General features: G+C 46.6%; 21 protein-coding genes. 14 read left to right on the top strand and 7 right to left on the bottom strand.

From position 1 onward, the window contains the following. The first annotated feature begins 13 nt into the window (after positions 1-13). Positions 14-2,401 carry a UvrD-helicase domain-containing protein gene (locus A2X74_RS01890; RefSeq protein WP_293626668.1) on the top strand — a complete coding sequence of 796 codons (2,388 nt, stop codon included), beginning with the start codon at positions 14-16 and terminating at the stop codon, positions 2,399-2,401. A 20-nt stretch (positions 2,402-2,421) separates the two neighbouring features. On the opposite strand, the gene A2X74_RS01885 is transcribed toward A2X74_RS01890, so the two are convergent. The 3 genes from A2X74_RS01885 to A2X74_RS01875 are packed head-to-tail and all read right to left on the bottom strand — an operon-like array spanning position 2,422 to position 4,632. After that, the gene (locus A2X74_RS01885; RefSeq protein ID WP_293626666.1) at positions 2,422-3,204 is read right to left on the bottom strand and encodes a BPSS1780 family membrane protein; all 783 of its coding nucleotides are present in this window, start codon (positions 3,202-3,204) and stop codon (positions 2,422-2,424) included. Then, a complete protein-coding gene (locus A2X74_RS01880; RefSeq protein WP_293626663.1) occupies positions 3,201-4,178 on the bottom strand; it encodes a homoserine kinase in 978 nt (325 codons plus the stop codon). The genes A2X74_RS01885 and A2X74_RS01880 overlap by 4 nt, the downstream gene beginning before the upstream one ends. Positions 4,179-4,224: 46 nt before the next feature. Further along, positions 4,225-4,632, bottom strand: coding sequence for a hypothetical protein (locus A2X74_RS01875; RefSeq protein WP_293626661.1), 408 nt, complete (start codon positions 4,630-4,632; stop codon positions 4,225-4,227). An 81-nt stretch (positions 4,633-4,713) separates the two neighbouring features. Between A2X74_RS01875 and polA the strand changes: the two genes are divergently transcribed. The 3 genes from polA to A2X74_RS01860 are packed head-to-tail and all read left to right on the top strand — an operon-like array spanning position 4,714 to position 9,236. After that, the gene (gene polA, locus A2X74_RS01870; protein ID WP_293626659.1) at positions 4,714-7,542 is read left to right on the top strand and encodes a DNA polymerase I; all 2,829 of its coding nucleotides are present in this window, start codon (positions 4,714-4,716) and stop codon (positions 7,540-7,542) included. A gap of 21 nt (positions 7,543-7,563) precedes the next feature. After that, entirely contained in the window at positions 7,564-8,457 is an 894-nt protein-coding gene (locus A2X74_RS01865; protein WP_293626657.1) for a dienelactone hydrolase family protein, read from the top strand. A gap of 5 nt (positions 8,458-8,462) precedes the next feature. Further along, the gene (locus A2X74_RS01860) at positions 8,463-9,236 is read left to right on the top strand and encodes a ZIP family metal transporter (RefSeq protein ID WP_293626655.1); all 774 of its coding nucleotides are present in this window, start codon (positions 8,463-8,465) and stop codon (positions 9,234-9,236) included. Here the strand turns inward: A2X74_RS01860 and A2X74_RS01855 are convergent. Further along, on the bottom strand, positions 9,233-10,063 hold the full coding sequence (locus A2X74_RS01855; protein ID WP_293626653.1) for a sulfurtransferase: 831 nt from the start codon (positions 10,061-10,063) through the stop codon (positions 9,233-9,235). The two genes, A2X74_RS01860 and A2X74_RS01855, sit on opposite strands and share 4 nt — an antisense overlap. A 38-nt stretch (positions 10,064-10,101) precedes the next feature. Beyond that, positions 10,102-11,208, bottom strand: a complete 1,107-nt coding sequence (locus tag A2X74_RS01850; RefSeq protein WP_293626651.1) for an aromatic ring-hydroxylating dioxygenase subunit alpha — start codon at positions 11,206-11,208, stop codon at positions 10,102-10,104. 162 nt (positions 11,209-11,370) lie between these two features. Between A2X74_RS01850 and xseB the strand changes: the two genes are divergently transcribed. From xseB to folE2, 4 genes are read left to right on the top strand one after another with little or no spacing between them, the layout of a single operon-like run. Further along, positions 11,371-11,604 (top strand): exodeoxyribonuclease VII small subunit, encoded by a 234-nt coding sequence (xseB, locus tag A2X74_RS01845; protein ID WP_015421852.1) that lies wholly within the window; start codon positions 11,371-11,373, stop codon positions 11,602-11,604. 22 nt (positions 11,605-11,626) lie between these two features. After that, on the top strand, positions 11,627-12,529 hold the full coding sequence (locus tag A2X74_RS01840) for a polyprenyl synthetase family protein (protein ID WP_293626649.1): 903 nt from the start codon (positions 11,627-11,629) through the stop codon (positions 12,527-12,529). Positions 12,530-12,545: 16 nt separating this feature from the next. Further along, positions 12,546-14,450: a 1-deoxy-D-xylulose-5-phosphate synthase gene (gene dxs, locus A2X74_RS01835; RefSeq protein WP_293626647.1), complete on the top strand. Its 1,905-nt coding sequence runs from the start codon at positions 12,546-12,548 to the stop codon at positions 14,448-14,450. Between the two features lie 25 nt (positions 14,451-14,475). Beyond that, positions 14,476-15,303, top strand: coding sequence for a GTP cyclohydrolase FolE2 (folE2, locus tag A2X74_RS01830; RefSeq protein WP_293626644.1), 828 nt, complete (start codon positions 14,476-14,478; stop codon positions 15,301-15,303). Here folE2 and tsaD read toward each other — a convergent pair whose 3' ends face one another. Next, positions 15,304-16,377 carry a tRNA (adenosine(37)-N6)-threonylcarbamoyltransferase complex transferase subunit TsaD gene (tsaD, locus tag A2X74_RS01825; RefSeq protein WP_293626641.1) on the bottom strand — a complete coding sequence of 358 codons (1,074 nt, stop codon included), beginning with the start codon at positions 16,375-16,377 and terminating at the stop codon, positions 15,304-15,306. Positions 16,378-16,454: 77 nt separating this feature from the next. Here tsaD and rpsU point away from each other — a divergent pair, with 77 nt between their 5' ends. The 6 genes from rpsU (at position 16,455) to A2X74_RS01795 (ending at position 24,205) form a co-directional block, all read left to right on the top strand. Continuing rightward, positions 16,455-16,667 (top strand): 30S ribosomal protein S21, encoded by a 213-nt coding sequence (gene rpsU, locus A2X74_RS01820; protein ID WP_011903537.1) that lies wholly within the window; start codon positions 16,455-16,457, stop codon positions 16,665-16,667. A 119-nt stretch (positions 16,668-16,786) separates the two neighbouring features. Next, complete coding sequence (locus A2X74_RS01815) at positions 16,787-17,233, top strand: GatB/YqeY domain-containing protein (protein ID WP_216225261.1); 447 nt, start codon at positions 16,787-16,789, stop codon at positions 17,231-17,233. Positions 17,234-17,283: 50 nt separating this feature from the next. Beyond that, positions 17,284-19,245 (top strand): DNA primase, encoded by a 1,962-nt coding sequence (gene dnaG / locus A2X74_RS01810; RefSeq protein WP_293626635.1) that lies wholly within the window; start codon positions 17,284-17,286, stop codon positions 19,243-19,245. 224 nt (positions 19,246-19,469) lie between these two features. Further along, a complete protein-coding gene (gene rpoD, locus A2X74_RS01805; RefSeq protein ID WP_293626628.1) occupies positions 19,470-22,052 on the top strand; it encodes an RNA polymerase sigma factor RpoD in 2,583 nt (860 codons plus the stop codon). Positions 22,053-22,264: 212 nt separating this feature from the next. Continuing rightward, positions 22,265-23,479 (top strand): tyrosine-type recombinase/integrase, encoded by a 1,215-nt coding sequence (locus A2X74_RS01800; protein WP_293626624.1) that lies wholly within the window; start codon positions 22,265-22,267, stop codon positions 23,477-23,479. A gap of 42 nt (positions 23,480-23,521) precedes the next feature. Next, the gene (locus A2X74_RS01795) at positions 23,522-24,205 is read left to right on the top strand and encodes a hypothetical protein (protein ID WP_299764167.1); all 684 of its coding nucleotides are present in this window, start codon (positions 23,522-23,524) and stop codon (positions 24,203-24,205) included. 149 nt (positions 24,206-24,354) lie between these two features. On the opposite strand, the gene A2X74_RS01790 is transcribed toward A2X74_RS01795, so the two are convergent. Then, positions 24,355-24,930, bottom strand: a complete 576-nt coding sequence (locus A2X74_RS01790) for a site-specific integrase (protein ID WP_293626677.1) — start codon at positions 24,928-24,930, stop codon at positions 24,355-24,357. Between the last annotated feature and the right edge of the window lie 81 nt (positions 24,931-25,011).

Raw genomic sequence — 25,011 nt, 5'->3', positions numbered from 1 at the left:
TATAATTGGGGCGATGTACTCAGACTTGCTCGCAAACCTTAATCCAGAACAACGCGAGGCAGTGACCCTCCCGCCTGTAAATTCAAATGGCCAGGCCCAGTCAGCCCTGATTTTGGCTGGTGCTGGCAGTGGAAAGACCCGCGTCCTCACGACCCGTATAGCTTGGTTGATCCAAACAGGGCAGGTATCGCCCATTGGTGTACTCGCGGTGACCTTCACCAATAAGGCGGCCAAAGAGATGATGTTGCGCTTAAGCGCGATGTTGCCAATTAATACCCGGGGTATGTGGATTGGCACTTTCCATGGTCTTTGCAACCGTTTACTGCGTGCCCATCACAAAGAAGCAGGTTTGCCGTCCACTTTTCAGATTTTGGACACTCAAGATCAGCTTTCTGCGATTAAGCGCCTTTTGAAGGGTTTAAAGGTCGATGATGAGAAATACCCCCCTAAGCAGTTGCAGTATTTCATTGCGCACGCCAAAGAGCGTGGCCAACGTGCGAAAGAGTTATCTGTCGGAGATGACTTTCAGGCCAAGATGGCCCAGTTATACGAAGCTTACGATGAGCAATGTCAGCGTGAGGGTGTAGTCGACTTTGCCGAACTCTTATTACGCAGTTATGAATTGCTGAAACACAATGAAGCGATTCGGACGCATTACCAAGAGCGCTTCCGTCATATCTTGATTGATGAGTTTCAAGATACCAATGCACTGCAATACGCTTGGCTTAAATTACTTTCTGGCCACGACGCTAGCCGTGTAAATGTTAGCGGTATGGGAAGTAGTGCGGTTTTTGCAGTGGGCGATGATGATCAAAGTATTTATGCCTTCCGTGGTGCGGACGTAGAGAATATGCGTCTATATGAAAAGCAATACCACCCCATGATGGTTAAGCTTGAGCAAAACTATCGTTCGCATGGCCACATCTTAGATACAGCCAACTATCTTATTTCCAACAACACAGATCGCCTAGGTAAAAACCTGCGCACCGATGCTGGGCATGGCGAGCCAGTCCGCATCTATGATGCGCCGAGCGATCATGCCGAAGCCACTTGGCTCGTAGATGAAATCAAAGCACTAGTTAATAGCGGCATCAAGCGTACTGAAATTGCTTTGCTCTATCGTAGTAATGCTCAGTCACGCATCATCGAGCACGCCTTATTTTCTGCAGCGATTCCATATCGCGTATACGGTGGACTGCGCTTCTTCGAGCGTGCTGAGATTAAACACGCTCTTGCCTACCTCCGTCTTTTGGAAAATCCAAACGATGACACCTCCTTCTCGCGTGTAGTCAATTTCCCAACGCGCGGAATTGGCGCAAGATCGATTGAAGCTGTGCAAGATGCCGCTCGTGCGCAAAATAGCTCTTTGTATTTAGCGGCATCGACATTGGACGGCAAGGCGGGCGCAGCTTTAGGCGGCTTTGTGCGTCTGGTAGATCACATGCGTGAAGCTACGCGTCATAACACCTTGCCGGAGACCGTAGAGTTTGTGATTCAGCATAGCGGCTTGATTCAGCACTATCTCTCAGAGCGCGAAGGCCAAGACCGCGTAGAAAACTTACAAGAACTCATTAACGCTGCAACTGCATTTATTGCCGAAGAGGGTTATGGTCAAGACGCTACTGCTGCTACGCTACCAGGTGAAAACGCGCCTGGCACGGTGGAGATATCCCCTTTGGCAGCTTTCCTCTCTCACGCTTCTCTCGAGGCTGGTGACAATCAGGCTCAGGCAGGTCAAGATGCTGTTCAGTTGATGACGGTGCATTCGGCAAAAGGTCTTGAATTCACCTCCGTATTTATTACCGGTTTAGAGGAGGGGCTGTTCCCGCACGAGAACAGTATTAATGAGCAGAATGGCTTAGAAGAAGAGCGTCGCTTAATGTATGTCGCGATTACCCGTGCTAAAGAACGTCTCTATCTCTCCCATACGCAGTCACGTATGCTGCATGGCCAGGTGCGTTACAACATGCCGTCTCGCTTCTTGGAAGAGTTGCCATCCGATTCGCTGAAGTGGCTCACTCCAAAAGTAAAGGATGCTCGCTGGGGCGGAACTAATGGTGGAAATGGTGGTCGTGCAGGATCAACTTGGCAAGATGGCTACACGCGTCAACGCGAGTTTGGATCGAATGATTTCTTTGACAGCGGTAATGAGCGTGAGAGACCTGCAAGACAAATTGGACGCGTAGGCTCCGCCTCAACCTCAGTGACCAGAATGGCCTCGCCACCTCGTGGCAATTACCCATTTACGATTGGTCAAAATGTTTTCCATACCAAGTTTGGCGAAGGAAGGGTGACAGGCTTGGAGGGTAATGATGCTGATGCGCGCGCTCAAGTGAACTTCAAGCGCCATGGTGTCAAATGGCTACAGCTCAGTATCGCTAAGCTTGCTGCAATAGACTAAATAAGAAGCTAAGCCTGCAATTACGCAATCAAGGTTGCCGATTCTTTTTCAGCAAAGCATGCTTTCCAGGTTGCAAAGAAAGAGCAATGCATCACAGTAAGTCCCGCCATGGAGATGGGGGCAATGATGAATGATGCAGCTTGACCAAAATCTAGCGCATCCAGAATGGAGCCAATGCTTAATGGAATGGCCACCAGGATCGCACCCCAAATTGCGATATATAAAAAGAATGCACCACGATTTGTCCAGCACGCAATGGCGCTAGAAAAGAGCGCCTGTGCTACTGGCATGTCAGCCCAAGCAACGAGCACAGGGGAGAACCACATTAGCATCGCAACTGGTACATAGAGCAGGCTGCCAAAAAAGAGAATCAAATAAATCTGGTTGAGTGCTTCCGGTGTAATGGGTTTTTCATTTGTCATGAGCGGGATCAGTACATCAAAATCCACCATCATTCCCAAGATAAAGCTCAACATCAGAATGAGCGCTGCATACACCAAACCTAACTGAAGAATACGTTTGCGAATCAGGGGGGTAGATTGCAGGGCAGTCACATAGACTGTTGGACGAATGCGTTCTTTTTGAATGGCTAAGCGACAAGCTGTCATAAAGCCAACCGATAAAGTAGGTGTGAGTAATAAAACGGCAAAAACACCAATCACCGGAACGAGAACTGCTAGTTGTGCCACAAAGACATACAGAAAAATCAAAGTTAAAAATCCCAATGGATTTTGTTTAAAAAGCCAAATACCTTGACGGATCCAGGTATAGCCTTCTTTTGGGGAGACGGAATTTAGTTTCATATTGCTTTGCGACTTAAGAGAATATTTTCAAAATGACGAGGGTCATGTGGGGTCAGCATTTGCGCATCACGCGGCAAGTAAAAATCCCACAAGCGAGAAATCCAAAAACGCAGAGCCGCAGCGCGCACCATTAATGGCCAACTTACTTTCTCGCTGTCGGTGAGTGGTCGAACAGATTGATAGGCATCCATCAAGGCTGAGAAGCGAGCAGGATCTAAATCCTGTTTGTTTTCGGCAAGACACCAATCGTTTGCCGTCACCGCTAAATCAAATAACCACTTATCTGTTCCAGCGAAATAAAAGTCGAAGAAACCACCTAACTGATCTTGAGAGCTATCGCCAGCACCTTGGGGATCGAATAGTACGTTATCTCTAAACAGATCGCAGTGGCTTGCACCCTGGGGTAGTGATGCATAAGCTTCAGAGCTAAAGAATTGTTCTTGAGTGGCGAGCTCAGTTGTAAGCAATTCTTTTTGAGAATCACTCAAGTGAGTGAGCACCTGAGGAACCGTTTTTCTCCACCAAGACAGGCTACGAAGATTTTCTTGAGTCTGCTTGAAGTCACTGCCAGCCAAGTGCATCTTGGCTAAATTTTCACCAACTAGGGCGCAATGCTTTGCTTCAGGAGCGAGCCTGGAAAGGCCTGGAAGTTTGCTCACAATAGCTGCAGGCTTACCCTTTAGGTTAAACAGAATTTGCCCTTGTTTATTCTCAAGTGGCTTAGGTACTGGAATACCTTTGTTAGCCAAGTGACGCATTAACTCTAAGTAATACGGCAACTGCTCCGCTGATAGTCTTTCAAAAATAGTGAGAACGTATTCCTGTTTCTTGCCATTCTTTTCAGTGTCGAGAAAGAAATTCGAGTTCTCAATGCCACCATGTATACCGCGAATATCGACTGCTTGGCCAATATCAAAATCACTTGCGATCCAATGTGAGATATCGCTCAATTCAACAGGTGTGAAAACAGCCATGACTAAAAATGAAAGATGCGAACGGTGAGGAGCAGAGTGTTAATGATTAAAAAGGAATCTTGACGCTTGGAACGCTAATGAGATCAGTTTCCTTCGGGACTCCCGGCATAACGGTTGCTGGGGGCGCCATTTCATAAGTGGTGTAGCGTGTTTTTACGTCCACTTGCGTTGGTGAATTCGCATCCTTGTATTCAGTAATTTCAGTGCCAGTAACCTCTTTATGCTGAAAGCTCGGTTTGCGACCTTCGGGTGCATTCGTTACTTCAGATGCGCTGACGGCTGGTGCTAATGGCTGGTTATTGATGCGTTGCAGCTCTGATGGGCTCAATGCCTGAGAATTGTTTTGGGCATGCGCTGAATTTAGGCCAAAAGCGGCAAAAGCCACTAAAAAGCTTGTTAGAACAAGGGGTTGGCTCACAGAAGAGTGGAGTAAGTTAGTTAGAGCTTGCATCATTTTTCACCTTTTTAGGCCTCTTTTCAGGAGGATTTGAACCTGATCTGTAGGCAGTTAGCAACTAGATTGTACGATTGCGGTATGACTAAACATAGACTCTTGTTGGTAGACGGTTCTAGCTACCTCTATCGCGCCTTTCATGCCATGCCAGACCTCAGAAATGGGGCTGGTGACCCAACGGGGGCAATCTATGGGATGGTCAATATGATGCGCCGAGCCCGTTCGGAACTCAAGGCTGACCATATTGCCTGTGTTTTTGACGCCAAAGGTAAGACTTTCCGAGATGAAATGTACTCCGAGTACAAGGCTCACCGCTCTCCCATGCCTGAGGATCTGGTTAAGCAAATTGAGCCGATCCATGCCATGGTGAAGGCTTTGGGCTGGCCAGTACTAATGGTTTCTGGGGTTGAGGCTGATGATGTGATTGGTACCTTAGCTTGCCAGGCTACTCAAGCTGGTTGGGAAACCATTATTTCTACTGGCGACAAAGATTTGGCTCAGTTAGTAAATTCTTCGGTCACCTTGATTAATACGATGACCGACGAGAAATTGGACATCGATGGGGTGATTGCCAAGTTTGGCGTACCTCCGGAGCGCATTGTCGATTACCTTTCGATCATTGGGGATACCGTTGATAACGTACCCGGTGTTCCGAAGGCGGGTCCTAAAACAGCCAATAAGTGGCTAGCTGAGTTTGGCGACTTAGATAATTTAATGGCCAATGCCGATCAAGTAAAAGGCGTTGTTGGTGAGAACCTGCGTAATAGTTTGGAATGGCTTCCAAAGGCTCGCCAACTCATTACTGTAAAGACAGATTGCGATTTATCTCCTCACCTTCCTGGCTTAGATGATCTACACGCAAAACCAGAAGACGCACCACTTCTGCGTGAGCTATTTGAACGCTACGCATTTAAGACTTGGTTGCGTGATGTAGAGAAGCAGTTGGGTGGAGCGACTCCTGAAGCTAGCGGCGGTTTTGATTTAGCTGGCAGCCCCATCAAAAACTCTTCGGAAGAAAATGTAAAAGCTGCTACCAAGAAGTTTGGCCCCACTGCTACAGAGGCAACAACTGCCTTATCGCAAGAAACAACCGATCTGCAAGGTGCGATTGCCAAACACTATGAGTGTGTTGTTGATGAAGTTGCGCTAGATCGCTGGATTAAAAAGATTGAAGGCGCAGAACTAACAGCTGTCGATACAGAAACTACTAGCCTGGATGCGTTGGCTGCTGAGCTAGTCGGTATCTCGCTTTGCGTCACTCCTGGAGAGGCCTGCTATATCCCGGTGACGCACCGCAATGGAGAGACTCAACTGAGCCGTGAGTTGGTTTTAGCGCGCATGAAGTCCTGGCTAGAAAGCGCCACCCATCTGAAGGTGGGTCAAAACCTCAAGTACGACAGCCATATATTTGCGAACTACAACATTACTATGCAGGGCATTGCATTTGACACCATGCTGGAGTCTTACGTCCTGGAATCGCACATGCCTCACAACATGGATAACTTAGCTGAGCGACACCTCGGCATGAAGACCATTAAGTATGAAGAGGTATGTGGTAAAGGAGTGCATCAGATTGGTTTTGATCAAGTAGATTTAAAGATTGCTACAGACTATGCGGCAGAAGATGCCGACATTACCTTGCGCTTACATCAAGCGTTATGGCCGCAAATCCAGGCAAGCCCAGGCCTTCTTTATGTTTATGAAAACATTGAGATACCAGCAATGCGTGTGCTCGGCATCATGGAGCGCAATGGCATTCGGATTGATTCTGCGCTGTTGTCTCAGCAAGGCCAAGAGGTCGGCAAGCGTTTGCTTGCCTTGGAGGGAGAGATTCATAAGCTTGCTGGACAGCCATTCAACATTCAGTCCCCTAAGCAGATTGCAGAAATTTTGTTTGGACAGCTAGAGCTTCCCGTAATTAAGAAGACACCATCAGGCGCACCATCAACTGATGAGGAGGTTTTGCAAAAGTTAGCTGAAGACTATCCTTTGCCTGCGCGTATTTTGGATTACCGCAGTCTTGCTAAGTTAATGTCGACCTATATTGAGAAGTTGCCACGCATGGCTGATCCTAAAACCGGCCGCGTTCACACGAGTTTTTCTCAAGCGACTGCAGTGACAGGACGCTTGGCTTCAAGCGATCCGAACTTGCAAAATATTCCTGTTCGTACAGAGGAGGGTCGACGAATTCGAGAGGCGTTTATTCCAGCTGAAGGTTGCAAGCTTCTCTCTGCCGACTATTCTCAAATTGAATTGCGCATCATGGCACACATTGCTGAAGATGAAAACTTGCTAGCTGCATTCGCTGCTGGTAAAGATGTTCACCAAGCTACCGCCGCTGAGATTTTTGGTGTGCCGCTCGAGAGTGTTAATTCAGAGCAGCGTCGCTATGCCAAGGTCATCAACTTTGGCCTGATCTATGGCATGAGCGCTTTTGGTCTAGCTGGAAACTTAGGTATTGAACGCTCGGCAGCTCAGAATTACATTGCCAAATACTTTGATCGCTATCCTGGGGTTGCTCAATATATGGAGCGCACTCGCTTGGAGGCCAGAGAGAATGGCTATGTCGAGACAGTCTTTGGTAGACGCCTCTGGCTGCCGGAGATTAAGGGTTCAAATGGCCCTCGTCGCCAGGGTGCGGAGCGGGCTGCGATTAATGCCCCTATGCAAGGAACTGCGGCCGACCTGATTAAATTAGCCATGGTGGCAGTTGAAAATTGGCTAGAAAAAGAGGGTCTCAAGACTCGCATGTTGCTTCAGGTGCACGATGAATTGGTATTTGACGTACCCTTAGATGAGCTGGAGCTCTTGCAGGCAAAGCTACCTGATCTGATGTGTAAGGTGGCTGAGTTGAAGGTTCCCTTGGTAGTGGGTATTGGGATTGGCGATAATTGGGAAGAAGCACATTAATTACAGGTGGGGAGACAAAAAATGACTGCTAAAAAAGATCTGGATTCAAAAGCAATTGCTACCGACAGAAGAGGCTTCATGAAAGCTTCTGCCATTACGGCAACCACGATGGGAATTGGTTTTGTAGCTGCTTCAGAGCCTGTGATGGCACAAGCAATCGAAACGGATTTCAAGGGCATTAAAGCGGGTGAGCAAATGATTCCAGTCGGCAGCTTTCAGATGCCAGCTTATGTTGCTCGTCCAGAAAAAGCCAAAGGTAATTTGCCGATTGTGATCGTCGCTAGCGAAATCTTTGGTGTACACGAATACATTGCTGACGTTACTAGACGTTTTGCTAAATTGGGTTACATGGCGATTGCCCCGGAATTCTTTATCCGTGCAGGCGATCCTAATACCTATGGAACTACTGCCGAGATCATGAGCAATATTGTTGCCAAGACTCCGGATTCTCAAGTTTTAAATGATTTGCAGGCAGCTATTCAATGGGCTGGCAAAAACGGTGGTGATGTAAAAAAAGTTGGCGTCACAGGATTTTGCTGGGGTGGCCGTATTACTTGGCTCTCAGCTACGCTACCTCAGGTCAAGGCGGGTGTAGCTTGGTATGGCCGTTTAGTTGGTGAAAAAACTGAAGGTAATCCTCGTCACCCGGTTGATATTGCTGCTGACTTGAAGGCCCCAGTCTTAGGTTTATATGGCGGAGCCGATGCGGGCATCTCGCTCGAAACTGTTGAGCAAATGCGTCAAGCGCTAGCAGCAGCCCCTAAAAATCCAGCTGCTAAAGCTTCTCGTTTTGAGGTGTATCCAGAAGCACCTCATGGCTTCCACGCAGACTATCGCGCTTTATATCGCGAAGGTCCAGCTAAAGATGGCTGGGAAAAATGTATTGCCTGGTTTAAACAAAACGGGGTTGCTTAATTTACATGTCAGTACTACAAAGCATTTTGTTGGTAACAGCGCTAGCAGGAGCTGCTAGCGTTCTTGTTGCAGCAAGCTTTTCATTATCTTTTCTGTCAAAGATGGTTCACAGCATGGTCAGTGTGTCGGTAGGTATTTTGCTAGCTACTGCCTTGCTGCATTCATTGCCTGAGGCATTTACGATGCCAGGTGTAGATGCTCAGTTGCTATTTGCTACCTTGCTGGCAGGCCTCTTGGGCTTTTTCTTGCTTGAAAAAATTGCTTTACTACGTCATAGCCATCATCACGAAGGGGATGGTCATGGCCATCACCATGGACATGATGCAGAAGTAGCAGGCCGCAGTGGTTGGATGATTTTGGTGGGCGATGGACTGCATAATTTTGTTGATGGTGTTTTGATTGCAGCTGCATTTATGGCTGATTACCAGGTTGGTATCTTTACTGCGATTGCCATTATTGCCCACGAGATCCCGCAGGAAATTGGCGATTTCATCGTATTACTCAATGCAGGATTCACGCGCACGCGTGCGCTCATGTACAACCTGATTTGTGGTTTATCTGCGGTAGTCGGCGGGGTGTTGGCGTATTTCTTTTTAGAGCGAGTGAATGCGGCAATGCCTTATTTGCTCGTGATTGCTGCAAGTAGTTTTATCTACATTGCAGTGAGTGATCTTATTCCACAAATGCATCGCCGCCCACATTGGGCCGAGTCTTTACGTCAAACGATTTTGATTGCTTGCGGCGTTGGGTTTGTAATCTTGCTCTCGCTACTGCATTAAAGCGCTACTGGCCTGCTTGGGTCGGCGCACCACTCACTCCAACTACCTGCATACAGACGTGAACCTTTGAGGCCAGCAATCTCCATGGCCAACAGGTTATGACAGGCTGTAACTCCAGAGCCACATTGATGAATGACTTCAGAAGCTTTGGTTGATCCCAAGAGGCCTACAAAGTCTTTATAAAGTTGTTCTGGGGTCTTGAAACTTTTTCTGGAGAGATTTTCTCTGAAGCAATAATTCATTGCATTGGGGATGTGTCCGCCAACAGGATCTAAGGTTTCATTTTGACCATGGAAGCGATCATTTGCACGAGCATCCACAACGACATTATTTTTGGCTTGGAGATTATGAACAACTTCCTCTACCGTTACTAGGCCAACATAAGGCATTGCAGGTACCGGTGTTGTTGTGGGTTTTGCTTCACGTGGCATTGTGCCAATCGGGCCATTCCAGGCGTCTAGACCACCATCTAAGACCTGCACATTTGCATGGCCAGTAGCTCTGAGCATCCACCATAAGCGACTGGCATATACGGAACCTTGATTATCGTAAGCAACTACCAAGGTATTTGAATCAATACCCAAGCGCGATTTAGTTTGTGCCCAAGCCTCAGGACTAGGTAGCGGGTGACGGCCATTCTTACCTGTCTTTTCACCAGACAAATCGTGGTCCAGGTCGACATAAAGAGCCCCAGGAATATGCCCCTCTAAATAAGACTTGCGACCAGCTTCTGGATCAACTAAATCAAAGCGGCAATCACAGAGCAATACATTCTCGCCACTGTTAATGATTTCTTCTAACTGGTTTGCAGTGATGAGAGGCGTCATGATGGCTTCCTATTGAGAGCGGGATGGGTGTTACTAAATTATGCGCCTTCGTAACTCATGGCGCGACGGTACCATTCATGGAAATGTTGCATGCCATCTTCCATTGGGCTTTGGTATGGGCCCACTTCATTTTGACCGCGGGCTAGCAGGGCGGCGCGACCGGCATCCATACGTTCCGCAATTTCATCATCTTCAATGCAGGTTTCCATATAGGCTGCACGCTCTGCCTCCACAAACTCACGCTCAAAGAGGGCGATCTCTTCTGGGTAGTAGAACTCAACTACGTTCCGAGTTTTATTCGGACCCATGGGGTGCAGGGTGGAGACGCATAGCACGCCTGGGTACCACTCCACCATCACATTCGGATAGTAGGTCAGCCAGATGGCGCCATGGCGGGGTGTTTTGCCCTCGTGGTGGCGCAGTACTGCTTCATGCCACTTTTGATAAACCGGTGATCCAGGTTTCTCTAGATTCTTGTGAATGCCAACAGTTTGTACGCTGTGCCAGTCACCGAATTCCCAACGCAGGTCTTCGCAAGAAACAAACTTACCCAAGCCTGGGTGAAATGGAACAACGTGATAGTCCTCGAGGTAGACCTCAATAAAAGTCTTCCAGTTGTAATTGCATTCATGGACTTCAACGTGATCCAGTACATAACCTTCAAAGTTGAGATCATTAGCGACGCCGAGTTTGGCAAGATCGGTTCGCACATCACGCGGACCTTCAAATAAGAGTCCCTGCCAATTCTGCAAAGGAGATTTACCTAAATTTAGACAAGGCTTATCTTCAAAATGGGGTGCGCCCATGAGTTGACCATTTAAATCATAGGTCCAACGATGCAATGGGCAAACAATATTGTCCGCTTTGCCTTTGCCATTGAGCATGAGTGCTTGGCGATGACGGCAGACATTGGATAGGAGTTCAATACCTTCTTGATTGCGGACCAAGAGGCGACCTTCATTTTCTGAGGTCAAGGTTTGGTAGGAGCCAACTTCAGGAACCATGAGTTCGTGACCAACATAGCCCGGGCCCTGCTTAAAAAGCAGTTCAATTTCACGCTGATAGAGCTCAACGTCAAAATAAGCCGAAACCGGCAGTTGTAAGTTGGACGGCGCAAGCTGCTGCGCGGTAGCCAGATTAGTCATTCTCCCCACCCCCGAAAACGTCAGCCGAAGCTAAGCGGAATAACCAATCCAACCATCGACGGATCGATATTGGAAAGGAAGGAGGGGATTATACCCATCTGACCCCCGTCTCGCTTTAATATGTAGGGCTATATCTGTAAGAAATTTGAAGGAAATAAGCCAATGCCAGCAAAGAAATCTGAGGGTCAGAAACCCGGTCTTGAGGTTCAAATCGACCCTAACTTGCGTTATGAGCAGGCTGTAAAGGAGCTGGAAAAGCTAATTTCTGACATGGAGTCTGGCAAATTCTCCCTGGAAGAGACACTTTTGGCTTACCAGCGTGGTGCAGCTCTCCTGAAACACTGCCAGGCCATGCTGGCTCAAGTTGAGCAGCAAGTTCGAGTATTTGAAGCCTAAGTCACGCGCAAATTAAGCCTTCATGAACAATACGCTTTCATTCGAGGATTGGGTTCGTGCTCACGGGCAACGAACTGAATTGGCTTTAGAGAACTTGCTCGATGCTGCCAATACAAACCCTGCGCGTTTGCATGAAGCTATGCGTTACGCCGCTCAAGGTGGCGGCAAACGTATTCGTCCTTTATTGGTTTATGCCGCTGGTGAGTTAGGTGATGAAACCAGTGAAGTAAGGCAAGCTGCCTTAGATGCGGCTGCAGTGGCGATTGAATGCATTCATGCTTATTCCTTGGTGCATGACGACTTACCTTGTATGGACGATGATGATTTGCGTCGTGGTCGACCTACAGTACATAAGGCCTATGACGAGGCAACTGCCTTGTTGGTTGGCGATGCATTGCAGACTCGCGCATTTGAAGTGTTGGCAAATGCGCAGTGTGACGCCGACATTCGCTTGGCGATGATTAGTGCATTAGCTAGTGCATCTGGCTCGCGCGGCATGGCAGGCGGGCAAGCAATCGACCTGGACAGCGTGGGAAAGAAGCTGGATCTCGCTGGCTTAAAGCAAATGCATGCGATGAAAACAGGAGCTCTGCTTTCTTGTTCGGTAGAGATGGGTGGTATTGCTGCCAAACTTAATCCAAGTCAAATGCAGCATCTACAAAATTACGCCCAAGCCTTAGGTCTGGCCTTTCAAATTGTGGATGATGTGCTCGATGCCACTGCGGATAGTCAAACCCTGGGTAAAACTGCCGGAAAAGATGCTGCGAATGACAAGCCAACCTATGTGACCTTGATGGGTTTAGACTATGCACAGAAAGCGGCAAAAGATTTGCAAGAAACGGCAATTGCTAGCTTAGAGAGTTTTGGTCCTAAAGCCCAAGCCCTAAAAGATTTGGCTCTGTTAGTAGTTAATAGAGGCAAATAAGATTACTGAAGATTTGATGACTTTAAATTCCATTCACTCCCCTGCAGATTTAAAAAAACTTCCCCGTGAGCAGCTTCCTGCACTCGCAGATGAGTTACGTCAGTTTGTTTTGGATTCTGTTTCTAAAACAGGGGGACACCTTTCCTCTAATTTAGGAACGGTCGAGTTATCAATCGCGCTGCACTATGTGTTTGATACACCGGCCGATCGTGTGGTGTGGGATGTGGGTCATCAAAGTTATCCGCACAAAATATTAACTGGTCGTCGCGAGCGCATGAATACCTTGCGTCAGTTCGATGGCTTGTCCGGTTTTCCTCGTCGCGCTGAAAGTGAATACGATGCCTTTGGTACTGGCCACTCTTCTACGAGTATTTCTGCAGCGATGGGTATGGCACGTGCCTTCCAGACCAAGGGCGAGAAACAAGTTGCCGTTGCAGTGATTGGTGATAGCGCAATGACTGGCGGCATGGCATTTGAAGCCATGAACAATGCCGGTGTGTATGACGACTTACCATTGGTAGTAATTCTGAATGACAACGATATGTCGATCTCTCCAGCAGTGGGCGCGCTCAATCGACACCTCGCTAGATTGCTGAGTGGCAATATCTACTCTGCAACCAAAAAGGGTATTGATAGCGTTCTATCCATTGCGCCTCCTTTGCGTGAGTTTGCTAAACGCTTAGAAGATCATGCCAAGGGCATGGTCTCACCCTCTACGATTTTTCAAGAGTTTGGCTTTAACTATTTCGGCCCAATTGATGGTCACGATTTAGATGCGCTCATTCCGATGTTGCAAAACGTACGCCGCTTGGCGCTTGAAGGCCGTGGCCCACAGTTCTTGCATGTCGTGACGCGCAAGGGTCAGGGCTATGAGTTAGCTGAAGCAGACCCAGTTCTGTATCACGGACCAAGTAAGTTCAATCCGGAAGAGGGTGTTAAGAAGTCCACTGGTGCAACTCAAAAAACCTTTACGCAAGTATTTGGAGAGTGGCTCTGCGATATGGCGCATGCCGATCCATTGTTGATTGGCATCACACCAGCCATGCGTGAAGGTTCCGGTCTTGTTGAGTTTGAACAGAATTTCCCGAAGCGTTATTACGACGTCGGCATTGCCGAACAACATGCAGTCACTTTTGCTGCGGGTATGGCATGCGAAGGCATGAAGCCGGTCGTTGCGATTTATTCAACCTTCCTGCAACGTGCTTACGATCAACTGATTCATGATGTAGCTATTCAGGATTTGCCAGTGCTATTTGCATTGGACCGCGCTGGTTTGGTTGGCGCAGATGGAGCAACGCATGCAGGCGCATATGACATTCCGTTCTTGCGCTGTATTCCGAATATGTTGGTATTGACGCCGGCAGATGAAGCGGAGTGCCGTGATTTATTGACCACTGCTTTTCATCAGCCTCACCCAAGCGCAGTGCGTTACCCACGTGGTGCCGGTGTGGGGACGATTCCTTCAAAAGAATTGCGTACCGTGCCATTAGGCAAAGGTGAGTTACGCCGTAAGTCCAATGCATCTGCTGGGCAGCGTATTGCGATTTTGGCTTTTGGTACTTTGCTGTACCCAGCGCTTGAAGTGGCAGAGCAAATGGATGCCTCGGTTGCCAACATGCGTTTTGTAAAACCATTAGATCTTGAGCTGCTCAAATCCTTGGCACAAGACCATGATTATTTTGTGACGATTGAGGATGGTGCGATTCAGGGCGGTGCTGGTAGTGCGTGTTTAGAAGCCCTCTCTGCTATGGGTATTAACAAGCCCCTATTGCAACTAGGTCTTCCAGATCAATTCGTGGAGCATGGTGATTACAAGCTGCTGATGAGTAAATGTGGCCTAGACTCCGAGGGGATTGCAAAGGCGATTTCCTTGCGTTTTCCTGTTAAAACCGCTGCAAATCCTGTCGCCGCAGGCAAATAAGTCATTTTTGCCTGAAAATAGAGCCATGAACGACATCAACACCGCCTTTCTCAAACCGCAAACCATGCCGGACATTCAGTCCTCGCATGATGAGCGTGCGCTACCAATTGAGCAGGTGGGCATTCGGGGGTTGCGTCATCCATTAAGCATTCGCACCCAGACAGGTGTGATGCCAGCTGTTGGTAATTTTGAAATGGATGTAGCTTTGCCTGCGCATGTGAAGGGTACTCATATGTCCCGCTTCATTGCGCTTTTGCAAAAACACAATGAACCAATTGACAGTGCATCGGTCGTAGCCATGGTGCGTGAGATGTTGCCTTTACTGAATGCAACAGAAGGTCGTATTCAATTTACCTACACACACTTCGTAAAAAAAGCTGCGCCCGTATCTGGTGTTGAAAGCTTGATGGATTACGAAGTGACTTGGACCGCGAAAGCAAAACAAAATGCGGCTGGTGCAATCGACGTTGAGTTAAACCTCCGCGCCTTAGTTCCAGTGATGAGTTTGTGCCCTTGCTCTAAAGAGATTTCTGAATATGGCGCACACAATCAGCGCTCACACGTAACCATGTCTGTTGAGCTTGATCCGCAGACCAAGATGACGGTAGAAGATTTGGTTGCAGCCGCTGAGAGCCAAGCCTCAAGCGAGTTGTGGGGCTTACTCAAGCGCCCTGATGAGAAGTGGGTTACAGAGCGTGCGTATGACAATCCAAAGTTTGTAGAAGACTTGGTGCGTGATGTTGCTGGCCAACTAAAAGACGATGATCGTATTTTGTCTTTGGTGGTTGAGGCTGAGAACTTTGAGTCGATTCACAATCACAGTGCCTACGCCAAAATTAGTCTAGCTAAGTAATCAACTCAGATTATTGCTCGCCAGATCCCAACGGGGTTTGATATCAAAAGCACCTGAAGTTGTTGAGCCATTATTTTCTGCCAACATGCGCAGCGCTCCAGCAAATGCAATCATGACGCCGTTATCGGTACATAGATCGACTGGTGGATAGTGCACTTCAAATCGATTCTTCTTGGCGCTAGCATTGAGAGCTGCGCGCAATTGCAAATTGGCGCCTACACCACCAGCTAGTACCAAGTGTTTACAACCCGTTTGCTTGAGTGCTTTCTCTGATTTGCTGACCAGCACTGCTACTAAAGAATCGACAAAGCTACGTGCAAGATCTGCATGAAATGTTGCAATCTCTTTAGGATCGGTAATGCCCAGTACCTCAAATTTTTTCACCTGGTTCAGGACCGCAGTTTTTAGTCCGGAGAAAGAAAAATCTAAATCTCCTGAATGCAGCATTGGTTTGGGCAAATCAAATCGTCCAGATTGTCCTTTTTCTGCCAATTTGGAGATGGCGGCACCGCCGGGGTAGTCCAAACCCAATAATTTGGCGGTTTTATCAAAGGCTTCGCCGGCAGCATCGTCTAATGTTTCCCCCAGAAGTTGGTATTTACCAACCCCGCTGACCAGCATCAGCTGGGTATGCCCACCGGAGACTAAGAGGGCGATAAAGGGGAATTCCGGTACTGAAGCCCCTAAAAGCGGTGAAAGTAGGTGTCCTTCGAGGTGGTGCACCCCAATGGAGGGCAAATTCAGGCCTTGAGCCAAGGATTTGGCAAAAGCGCTACCTACCAGAAGGGCGCCAGCCAATCCAGGGCCTTGGGTATAGGCCACGGCATCAATATCCTTTAATTTGAGCCCAGCTTCATGCAAAGCATCGTCCAAAAGGGGTAAAACCCGTCTTATATGGTCTCTGGAGGCCAATTCTGGGACAACACCCCCATAATCCCGATGCATGGCAATCTGGGAGTGCAAAGCCTGTCCTAGGATGCCTTGATGGGCTGGGGCGTGGTTTTCCCAGGGGGAGGTGTCGTAGAGGGCCACCCCGGTCTCATCACAAGAAGTTTCTATGCCTAAAACAATCATTTTTTTGCTTGGTCGTGCTAGAATCGCGTTTCAGTTAATTTTTCGATATTTTTCGAGCATATACGAGTTAAACAAGTATGACTACAGTCCGCCTCCGTGAGAACGAACCTTTTGAAGTGGCATTGCGCCGTTTCAAGCGCACCATTGAAAAAAATGGTCTTTTGACAGACTTGCGTGCCCGCGAGTTCTACGAGAAGCCAACGGCTGAACGTAAGCGTAAGAAGGCCGCTGCTGCTAAACGCCATTACAAGCGTATTCGCAGCCAGATGTTGCCTAAAAAGCTTTACTAATCGAATTTAAAAGCTCTCCTCACCGAGAGGCTTTGAAACCCGCTGACGGTGAAACGCAGCGGGTTTTTGCTTTTGAATCACCAGCAATTTATTAGATACTGAATACCGGGAAAAATGCCATGAGTCTGAAAGATCAAATCACCGAAGATATGAAAAACGCGATGCGTGCAAAAGAAGTGGCACGCCTTGGAACTATTCGTCTTTTATTGGCGGCCATCAAACAGCGTGAAGTAGACGATCGCATTGTGATGGATGATGCGAGTGTCATTGCTACCGTTGAGAAGATGATTAAGCAACGTAAAGACTCGATCTCTCAATTTGAAAAAGCCAATCGTGATGATTTAGTCGCAATTGAAGCTGCTGAGATGGTTATTCTGCAAGACTACTTGCCTGCGCAATTATCTGATGCTGAAGTGGAAGCAGCTGTAGCTGCAGCAGTTGCATCAACTGGAGCGGCTGGCCCACAAGACATGGGCAAAGTGATTGGCGTTCTGAAAGGTCAGTTGGCTGGTAAAGCCGATATGGGCAAAGTTTCTGGTTTGGTTAAAGCTGCGCTCGCGAAGTAAGTTCGAAATAAGCTAAAACTCAACACTTAAAAAAGCCTCACCCACTACTGATGGCTCTCATTCCCCAATCCTTCATCGCCGATTTGTTAAATCGGGTTGACATCGTGGATGTGGTTGGGCAGCACGTGAAGTTAAAAAAAGCGGGCGCGAACTTTCAGGGTTTGTGCCCTTTCCATTCTGAGAAATCTCCTTCATTTTCTGTATCGCCTACCAAGCAGTTCTATCACTGCTTTGGCTGTGGCGCACATGGCTCTGCGATTAGTTTTCTCATGGAGTACTCCGGTCTTGGCTATGTGGATGCTATCGAAGACTTGGCGCGCTCTGCGGGATTAGATGTACCGCGTGAAGAGCGTACCGCAAATGACATTGCGCGCCAACAGCAGACTATGGCCTTAAGTGAGGTCATGAGTGCAGCAGCCGATTGGTATCGCCAGCAACTCAAAACAGCGCCTCGTGCAGTGGAATACCTTAAGGGGCGCGGCCTGACTGGCGAGATAGCTAAACGCTATGCCTTAGGTTATGCACCCGATGGCTGGCAGGGTCTTGAAGCGGTCTTTGGTACTTATGCCAATGATGAAGTGGCAAAAACTTTGCTTGAAGGTGGTCTGCTGATTCAGAGCGAGCAGGCTGACAATCATCAGACTGCAAATCAAACAACACGGCGCTACGATCGTTTTCGTGATCGCATCATGTTTCCTATTCGTAATCCTAAGGGTCAGACCATCGGCTTTGGTGGGCGCATCCTAGATCAAGGTGAGCCGAAGTATTTAAATTCCCCTGAAACGCCACTGTTCTCTAAAGGTAATACGCTGTATGGTTTGTTTGAGGCAAGGCAAGCCATTCGTTCGCAAGAATATGTCCTCGTATGTGAGGGTTACATGGATGTCGTGGCGCTCGCACAATTAGGTTTCCCTAATGCTGTTGCCACTTTAGGTACAGCTTGCACTGCAAATCACGTACGGATGCTGTTACGCCAAACGGATAAAGTAGTGTTTTCATTTGATGGCGACTCTGCGGGTCAGCGTGCTGCACAGCGTGCATTAGAAGCATGTCTGCCATTAATGTCGGATGACAAAGAGATTCGCTTCTTATTTTTGCCGACAGAGCATGATCCAGATAGCTATGTTCGTGCTTATGGCGCGCCTGCCTTTGAGAAGGTTATTAAAGAAGCCATGTCGATCTCAAGCTTCTTCTTCAAGATCGTTAGCCAAGATCATGAGCTGACAACTCCAGAGGGTAGAGCGCAAACCCATCATGCTGCAAAACCGTTATTGCTATCCATGCCACCAATTGCGTTGCGTACGCAAATTCTGCGTGAGCTGGCAATTCGAACAAATTCAACGCCTGCCGAGTTAGAGTCTTTCTGTGGATTAACAGTAGCACCTGCACCAGTGCAGCAAGGTTCTTACTCCAGTACCAATCAGCGTGCACCCAATTTCAACCAAGGCAATTCTGGCAACAGAACTCAAGGTGCTCCATGGCAGGCATCCAAGGGTTCCGCTAAGCGAGTCTCAATACAAAATATTGCACCACCACAAGCACCAACTGATTTAGCTGAGCAGATGTTGCGGGTCTTGATTCAGTTTCCCCATTTGGGCAAAGCACTAGATGCCAATAAGAGGGCCCTTGCTTTGCAAGCCTCTGAATTACGTTCTGCAAAAGCACTTGAGCTGATGAAAGATTTATTAGCTCAATGCGATCAGGTCGAATTGATTCCTGGTGAAAACGGCAAGCCATCTACAGTAGGTGCTGGTGCATTTGCTTTATTCCAAGACCAACTATCGCGCAGTGATCTCGCCCCCTTATATGAAGTCCTTAGAAAGCGGGTGATGGGTTCGGATTTGGATCTCGAGGGAGCGGTTGCAGATCTTGAAGGGGCGTTCAAAAAGCTTGAGCTCACCCACCTCAAAACTGAAATGACAGAAATCGCCCAAAAGATCGCTGCAAGCACGGCAACCGAGCAAGATCGGGCTCGATATCGCGAGTTGGGCGAAAAATTGAAATTCTTCTAAGAATTTTCTGATTTAGCCCTAGAAAAACCCGAAAATTACCCCATATTTTTAGTGGTGGAGGGGGTAAAAAAGTCGCAATCGACTATAATCCTCTATTCCCAGAAAAAAACCGATTTAATTCAGCCACTTGCGCTTTATTTTGAAGAAATTTGGGGCAAGTGGACAAAGTAGCTGCGCCTAAGCAGTCGAGAACAATCATCAGTAACGTGAGTAAGTGCGAATAAATGCCAAATATTAAGAAAAAACCAGCAGCTAAACCAGCCAAGCCTGTAGTGAAAGCTAAGGCACCTGCAAAGCCAGTGGCAAAAGCCAAGACACCTGCTAAACCAGCACCGAAAGCAAAGGCTCCAGCTAAACCTGCAGCAAAAGCGAAGACACCTGCCAAGCCAGTAAAGGCCCCAGCAAAACCAGCACCGAAAGCAAAAGCCCCAGCTAAACCTGCAGCAAAAGCGAAGGCGCCTGCTAAGCCAGTAAAAGCCCCAGCAAAACCAGCACCGAAAGCAAAAGCCCCAGCTAAACCTGTAGCAAAAGCTCCAGCAAAGCCGGTAAAGGCGGTAGTAAAGGTTGCAGCTAAGCCAAGTAAGGCTCCAGCTAAAACAGTTACCAAGGCTCCTGCAAAAGTTCCAGCTAAAGCTGCCAAGGTTGAGGCCCCTAAAAAAGGTAAGGTAGCAGCCCCTAAGGTTGAAGCGGTTAAAGAAGCTAAGCCTGCAAAAGAAGTTAAAGAGACAAAAGAAGCTAAGGGAAAAAAAGCCAAAGCAGCTGATGTTGGGACTGAGAGTGTTGCCACTGAAGAAGTGAAGAAAGGTCGCAAGCCAAAAGCGGACGCTCCTGCAGAAGGCGCTGAGCCTGTATTGACTGATCGCCAAAAAGCGCGTGAACGTAAAGCAAAAGAAAAAGCCCTCTTAAAAGAATTTGCAGCACAACAGCTGGGCTCTGAAGAGCAGCAAGAGTTACGTCGTACCCGTTTGAAGACATTGATCAAGATGGGTAAGTCCAAGGGTTACTTAACTCATGGCGAAATGAATGACGTGATGTCAGATGAGCTGTCTGATGCAGATGCATTAGAAACATTGATCAGTCTCTTAAACGACATCAACATTACTGTTTACGAACAAGCTCCAGACGCTGAAACACTGTTGCTCAATGAAAATGCTTCAGCAACTACTTCCGAAGAAGAGGCTGAAGAAGAAGCGGAAGCTGCTTTAGCTACCGTGGATTCAGAGTTCGGACGTACAACCGATCCAGTGCGTATGTACATGCGCGAGATGGGTACTGTTGACCTCTTGACTCGTGAAGGCGAGATCGTCATTGCGAAGAAGATTGAAGCAGGTCTTAAAGACATGGTGATGGCTTTGGCTGCTTGCCCTGTCACAATTGGCGAGATCTTGGCTAACGTAGACAAGATTGCTAGCGGTGAGATGGAGATTGATCAGTTCGTTGACGGATTGGTTGATCCTAATGCCGAAGATATTAAGCTTGGACCAGAAGAGCCTGAAATTGATCCAGATGCTGAAGAGGGCGATGAAGAAGGCGGAGAAGATGAAGGCGGCGGTGGCGGCGGTGGCACAGCTACGGCTAACGCCAAGCAGTTAGAAGAATTGAAGCAAATCTCATTAGAGAAGTTTGCAATTGTTCGCACTCAAGCTGACAAAATGCGCCGTGCTTTTGATAAAGAGGGTTACAACTGCCCAGCGTATATCAAGGCACAAGAAGCTATTCGTGGTGAGCTACTTGGTTTCCGCTTGACTGCCAAGAGTGTTGAGAAGTTATGCGACACCATGCGCTCACAAGTAGACCAAGTTTGGAAACTTGAGCGCGGTATTGTGAGTTTGTTGGTGGATAAGGTGGGCGTCAATCGTGGTGAAGTACTCAAAGACTTCCCGAAGATGTCCATGAATTTAGAGTGGACCACAAAGCTCCTAAAAGAAAACAAGCCATATACAGCATTGCTACAACGTAATGTTCCGGCCATTCAGGAACTGCAACAGAAGTTAATTGATATTCAGACTCGTGTTGTATTGCCACTTCCAGAATTAAAGGAAGTGAACAAGCAAATGATTGCGGGCGAGAAGCGTGCGCGTGAAGCTAAGCGTGAGATGACTGTAGCCAACTTACGTTTGGTGATCTCTATTGCCAAGAAATACACCAACCGTGGTTTGCAATTCTTGGATTTGATTCAAGAGGGTAATATCGGTTTGATGAAGGCGGTAGATAAGTTTGAATACCGTCGTGGCTATAAGTTCTCTACTTATGCAACTTGGTGGATCCGTCAGGCGATTACTCGTTCGATTGCTGACCAAGCACGTACGATCCGTATTCCAGTTCATATGATTGAGACGATCAATAAGATGAACCGTATTAGCCGTCAGATCTTGCAAGAAACTGGTCATGAGCCAGATGCCGCAACCTTGGCGCTCAAGATGGAAATTCCTGAGGACAAGATCCGCAAGATTATGAAGATCGCTAAAGAGCCTATCTCCATGGAAACACCAATTGGTGACGATGAAGATTCTCATTTGGGTGACTTTATTGAGGACGGCAATACCTTGGCTCCAGCTGAAGCAGCATTGCATGACTCCATGCGCGATGTGGTTAAAGATGTATTGGATTCACTAACACCGCGTGAAGCAAAAGTATTACGTATGCGCTTTGGTGTTGAGATGAGCACAGACCACACTCTCGAAGAGGTGGGCAAGCAGTTTGACGTTACTCGTGAGCGTATTCGTCAGATCGAAGCCAAAGCCTTGAGAAAAATGCGTCATCCAAGCCGTAGCGACAAACTCAAGACCTTCCTCGAAGAAGATTGATCCAAAGACTAACGGGCCCATAGCTCAGTTGGTTAGAGCAGAGGACTCATAAAGTTGGATAGAGGACTAATACAGTTTTGCTACATTGTTTTAAGCACAGCAAAACTGTAAGTCCTCCTTACAGCAATCTCGTTGCATATTCGTGGGTTTGTGACAACGCTCTCAAGCGTATGTAGTCGCGAGAAAATGTTTTTGACAGCACACTTGTGTGTATGTCACTACTACAACAATTCTACAAAGCACAAGTTGATGCTGACGCTGATAAAAAAATAAAAGCAGTGGCTGGAAAAGCCACGCTGTATAAGCGTTCCAGCTCGATGCATTGGCAAGTGCGTTTTAAGTTAGCGAATGGGAAGTGGCATTCGCAATCAACTTGCACAGCAGATAAAGATGAGGCAGTAACAAATGCTGAATACATTTATCAAACAGTCCAAATAAAAACTGAAGCTGGACTAACTCCAGTGACAAAAACATTTAAGCAAATTGCTACAGAAGAGTTGGCGAATATGTCACAAGCAATCGCAAATGGTGTTGGCAAGAGAACATACAGAGACTATATATTTGCTATCAACAAATATCTCATTCCATTTTTTGGCAACTATACGATAGAGAAAATTACTACAGAGTTATTAAAAGACTTTGAAGGATGGCGTATTGCGATGATGGGTAAGATACCAATGTCAAGCACAAAGCGTAATCACGCATCAGCCTATATACGCGTCATCAACTTAGCAAAAGAAAAAGGTGTAATTAGTAGCACTCGTATTGTGCCAATGTTAGATAGCAAAGGAGAAAAGAGTAGGGCTCGCCCAGCCTTTGCTGACAAGGAGTTGGAGGCGATGATTGCATTTGTCCCAAGTTGGGTTGAAAAATCTTATACAACAAGAACAAGGTTGATGCGAATATTGTGTGGTGCGTATATAGAGTTTCTCGTCAATACTGGAATTAGACACGGAACTGAAGCATTGCCATTGAGATGGAAACACTTGCAGTGGCATTGGATAGGTGAGAAGAAGTATTTGAGAATTTGGGTGAGTGGTAAAACTGGACCACGCTATTTGATTGCTAAGAATGAAGTAATTGCAGTATTGGAGAAGATAATGCTTTGGCACGAACTTCCATACGCTACATTAGATGCATTGATTGAAGATAAGTTGGACAAGTTGATATTTAGACTGACGACTGGTGAGCAAATTAGCAATATGGAAAATATATTTCGTAATTTAATGAAACATAGCAAGCTAATGTTTGATAGTGGAGGACAGCGAAGAACGCTGTATAGCTTGCGTCACACATACGCAACAAGAGCTTTGGCAAAAGGTGTTGATATACACACATTGGCACGCCAAATGGGAACAAGTGTTTTGATGATTGAAAAGCACTATAGCAAGATAACCCCAATGCTTAGTGCTGAAATGTTGGCATAGTTGTAATATTTAGGTATCTGCTTACTTTTTGTTTATGTAAATATGCCACGCTTTAATAACGAGACACGCAAGAAGCGAATTAAAGAGCTAATGCGTATGCTCGAAAAAAACTTGGAAGTTACCAAGCGTGATTTTGAGAATGCTGTTGGTAAAAACTTTGCAAAGCTATACAAACAGCGTTGGGCTGAGCAACAAGAGATACGAAAAATGGAAGCCCCAAGTGAAGTTAAAGAGTATGAACGAATGCTACAAGAAGCACTAATGATGTATGGTAGATATGAACAATTTACTGTGGATAAAAATCATAAATCTGGCACTTATATAGAGCGTAAGAAAATATTAGACGAACTAAGCAATAAGACAGATAGTTTATTTGAGGATGCAATGGAAAGATTGGAAGAAATAATTTCAGCTGATCAAACATTACGCATTTGGTTTGATAGGGATATTGATTTTAATTTTGGCAGTCATTTAAGTATTGACCCTATAGGTATGCCTCGTGTCATAACAAGTAAAAGTTTGGATAACTTGGCAAAAGACGAAGGAATGAAAAGGTTTGGTTGGCAAACAATGTCTGAGGTTAAGTTAGATGTGTTGCGTGAAGCATTTGAAGAGTTTGATAAGCAAGAAGTAACAGCAGAAGATGTTGAAGCTGAAATTGAGCGTAATAATCAACAAGCATTGAAGTTAAAGAGCTTGCTTGCAGATTTGAAGAAGCGTAGATAGTTGTTTGGTTTGATGATGGTTGGTTTTGCTAATAACACAGCAGAAAAACCTACATATACAGCCCAATAGCTATATGTCCTACATATGCTTGTTTTTCTGCTGTGATAATTTCTCAAACCATCCAAACCATCCAAACCATCCCAACCAAGTTATACCAACTCTACAGCTTTACGCTTCATTTCGTCATTAACATCTATGTAGCATTGCGTAGTGCTGATATTTTTGTGTCCAGCTAAACTTGCCAAAACTCTTACGCTAATTCCTTTATTTGCCAAATTGGTAATGAAAGTGCGTCTACCACTATGCGAACTTGCTCCATATACTCCACTACGCTTATACAAGTAGTGAAAGAATTGAGTTAGCGTATTTGCTGTAAATCCATCGCTATCTGCTTTTTGACTGTAAAAGAACTTGCAGTTGATGTTTTTAGGTTGATAGAATTTTGTATAGCGCTCCAATTCCTTGCGTAGTTTTTCGCTAACAAATACAACTCTTGCTTCATTTCCTTTTGTTTGTTCAGCACTCAATCTAATTTCATTCCTTATATTGCCTTCTGTATCAACAACATCCTTAAATTGCAAACTTGCCAATTCGCCAACTCGAACACCACTCAAAAAGGTTGTCATTACTAATGCACGATTGCGTGTGCTGTGTTTGCGTGTAGCTACGAAATCTAAAACTCTACGAATTTCTACTTGTGTAAGTGTCTTTGCTTGTTTAGCCATAGTCTTTCTTCCTAACCAAAGTTTTGCTATAGCTAAATTGTGTTTTCTTTGTTTCTTTTCTGCGACCTCTTTGTGAAAATA

This window comes from Polynucleobacter sp. GWA2_45_21 (genome assembly GCF_001830325.1).
Taxonomy (GTDB): domain Bacteria; phylum Pseudomonadota; class Gammaproteobacteria; order Burkholderiales; family Burkholderiaceae; genus Polynucleobacter.
Note: the sequence above shows the minus strand (reverse complement) of the source record. Positions and strands in the feature narration are given on the sequence as shown.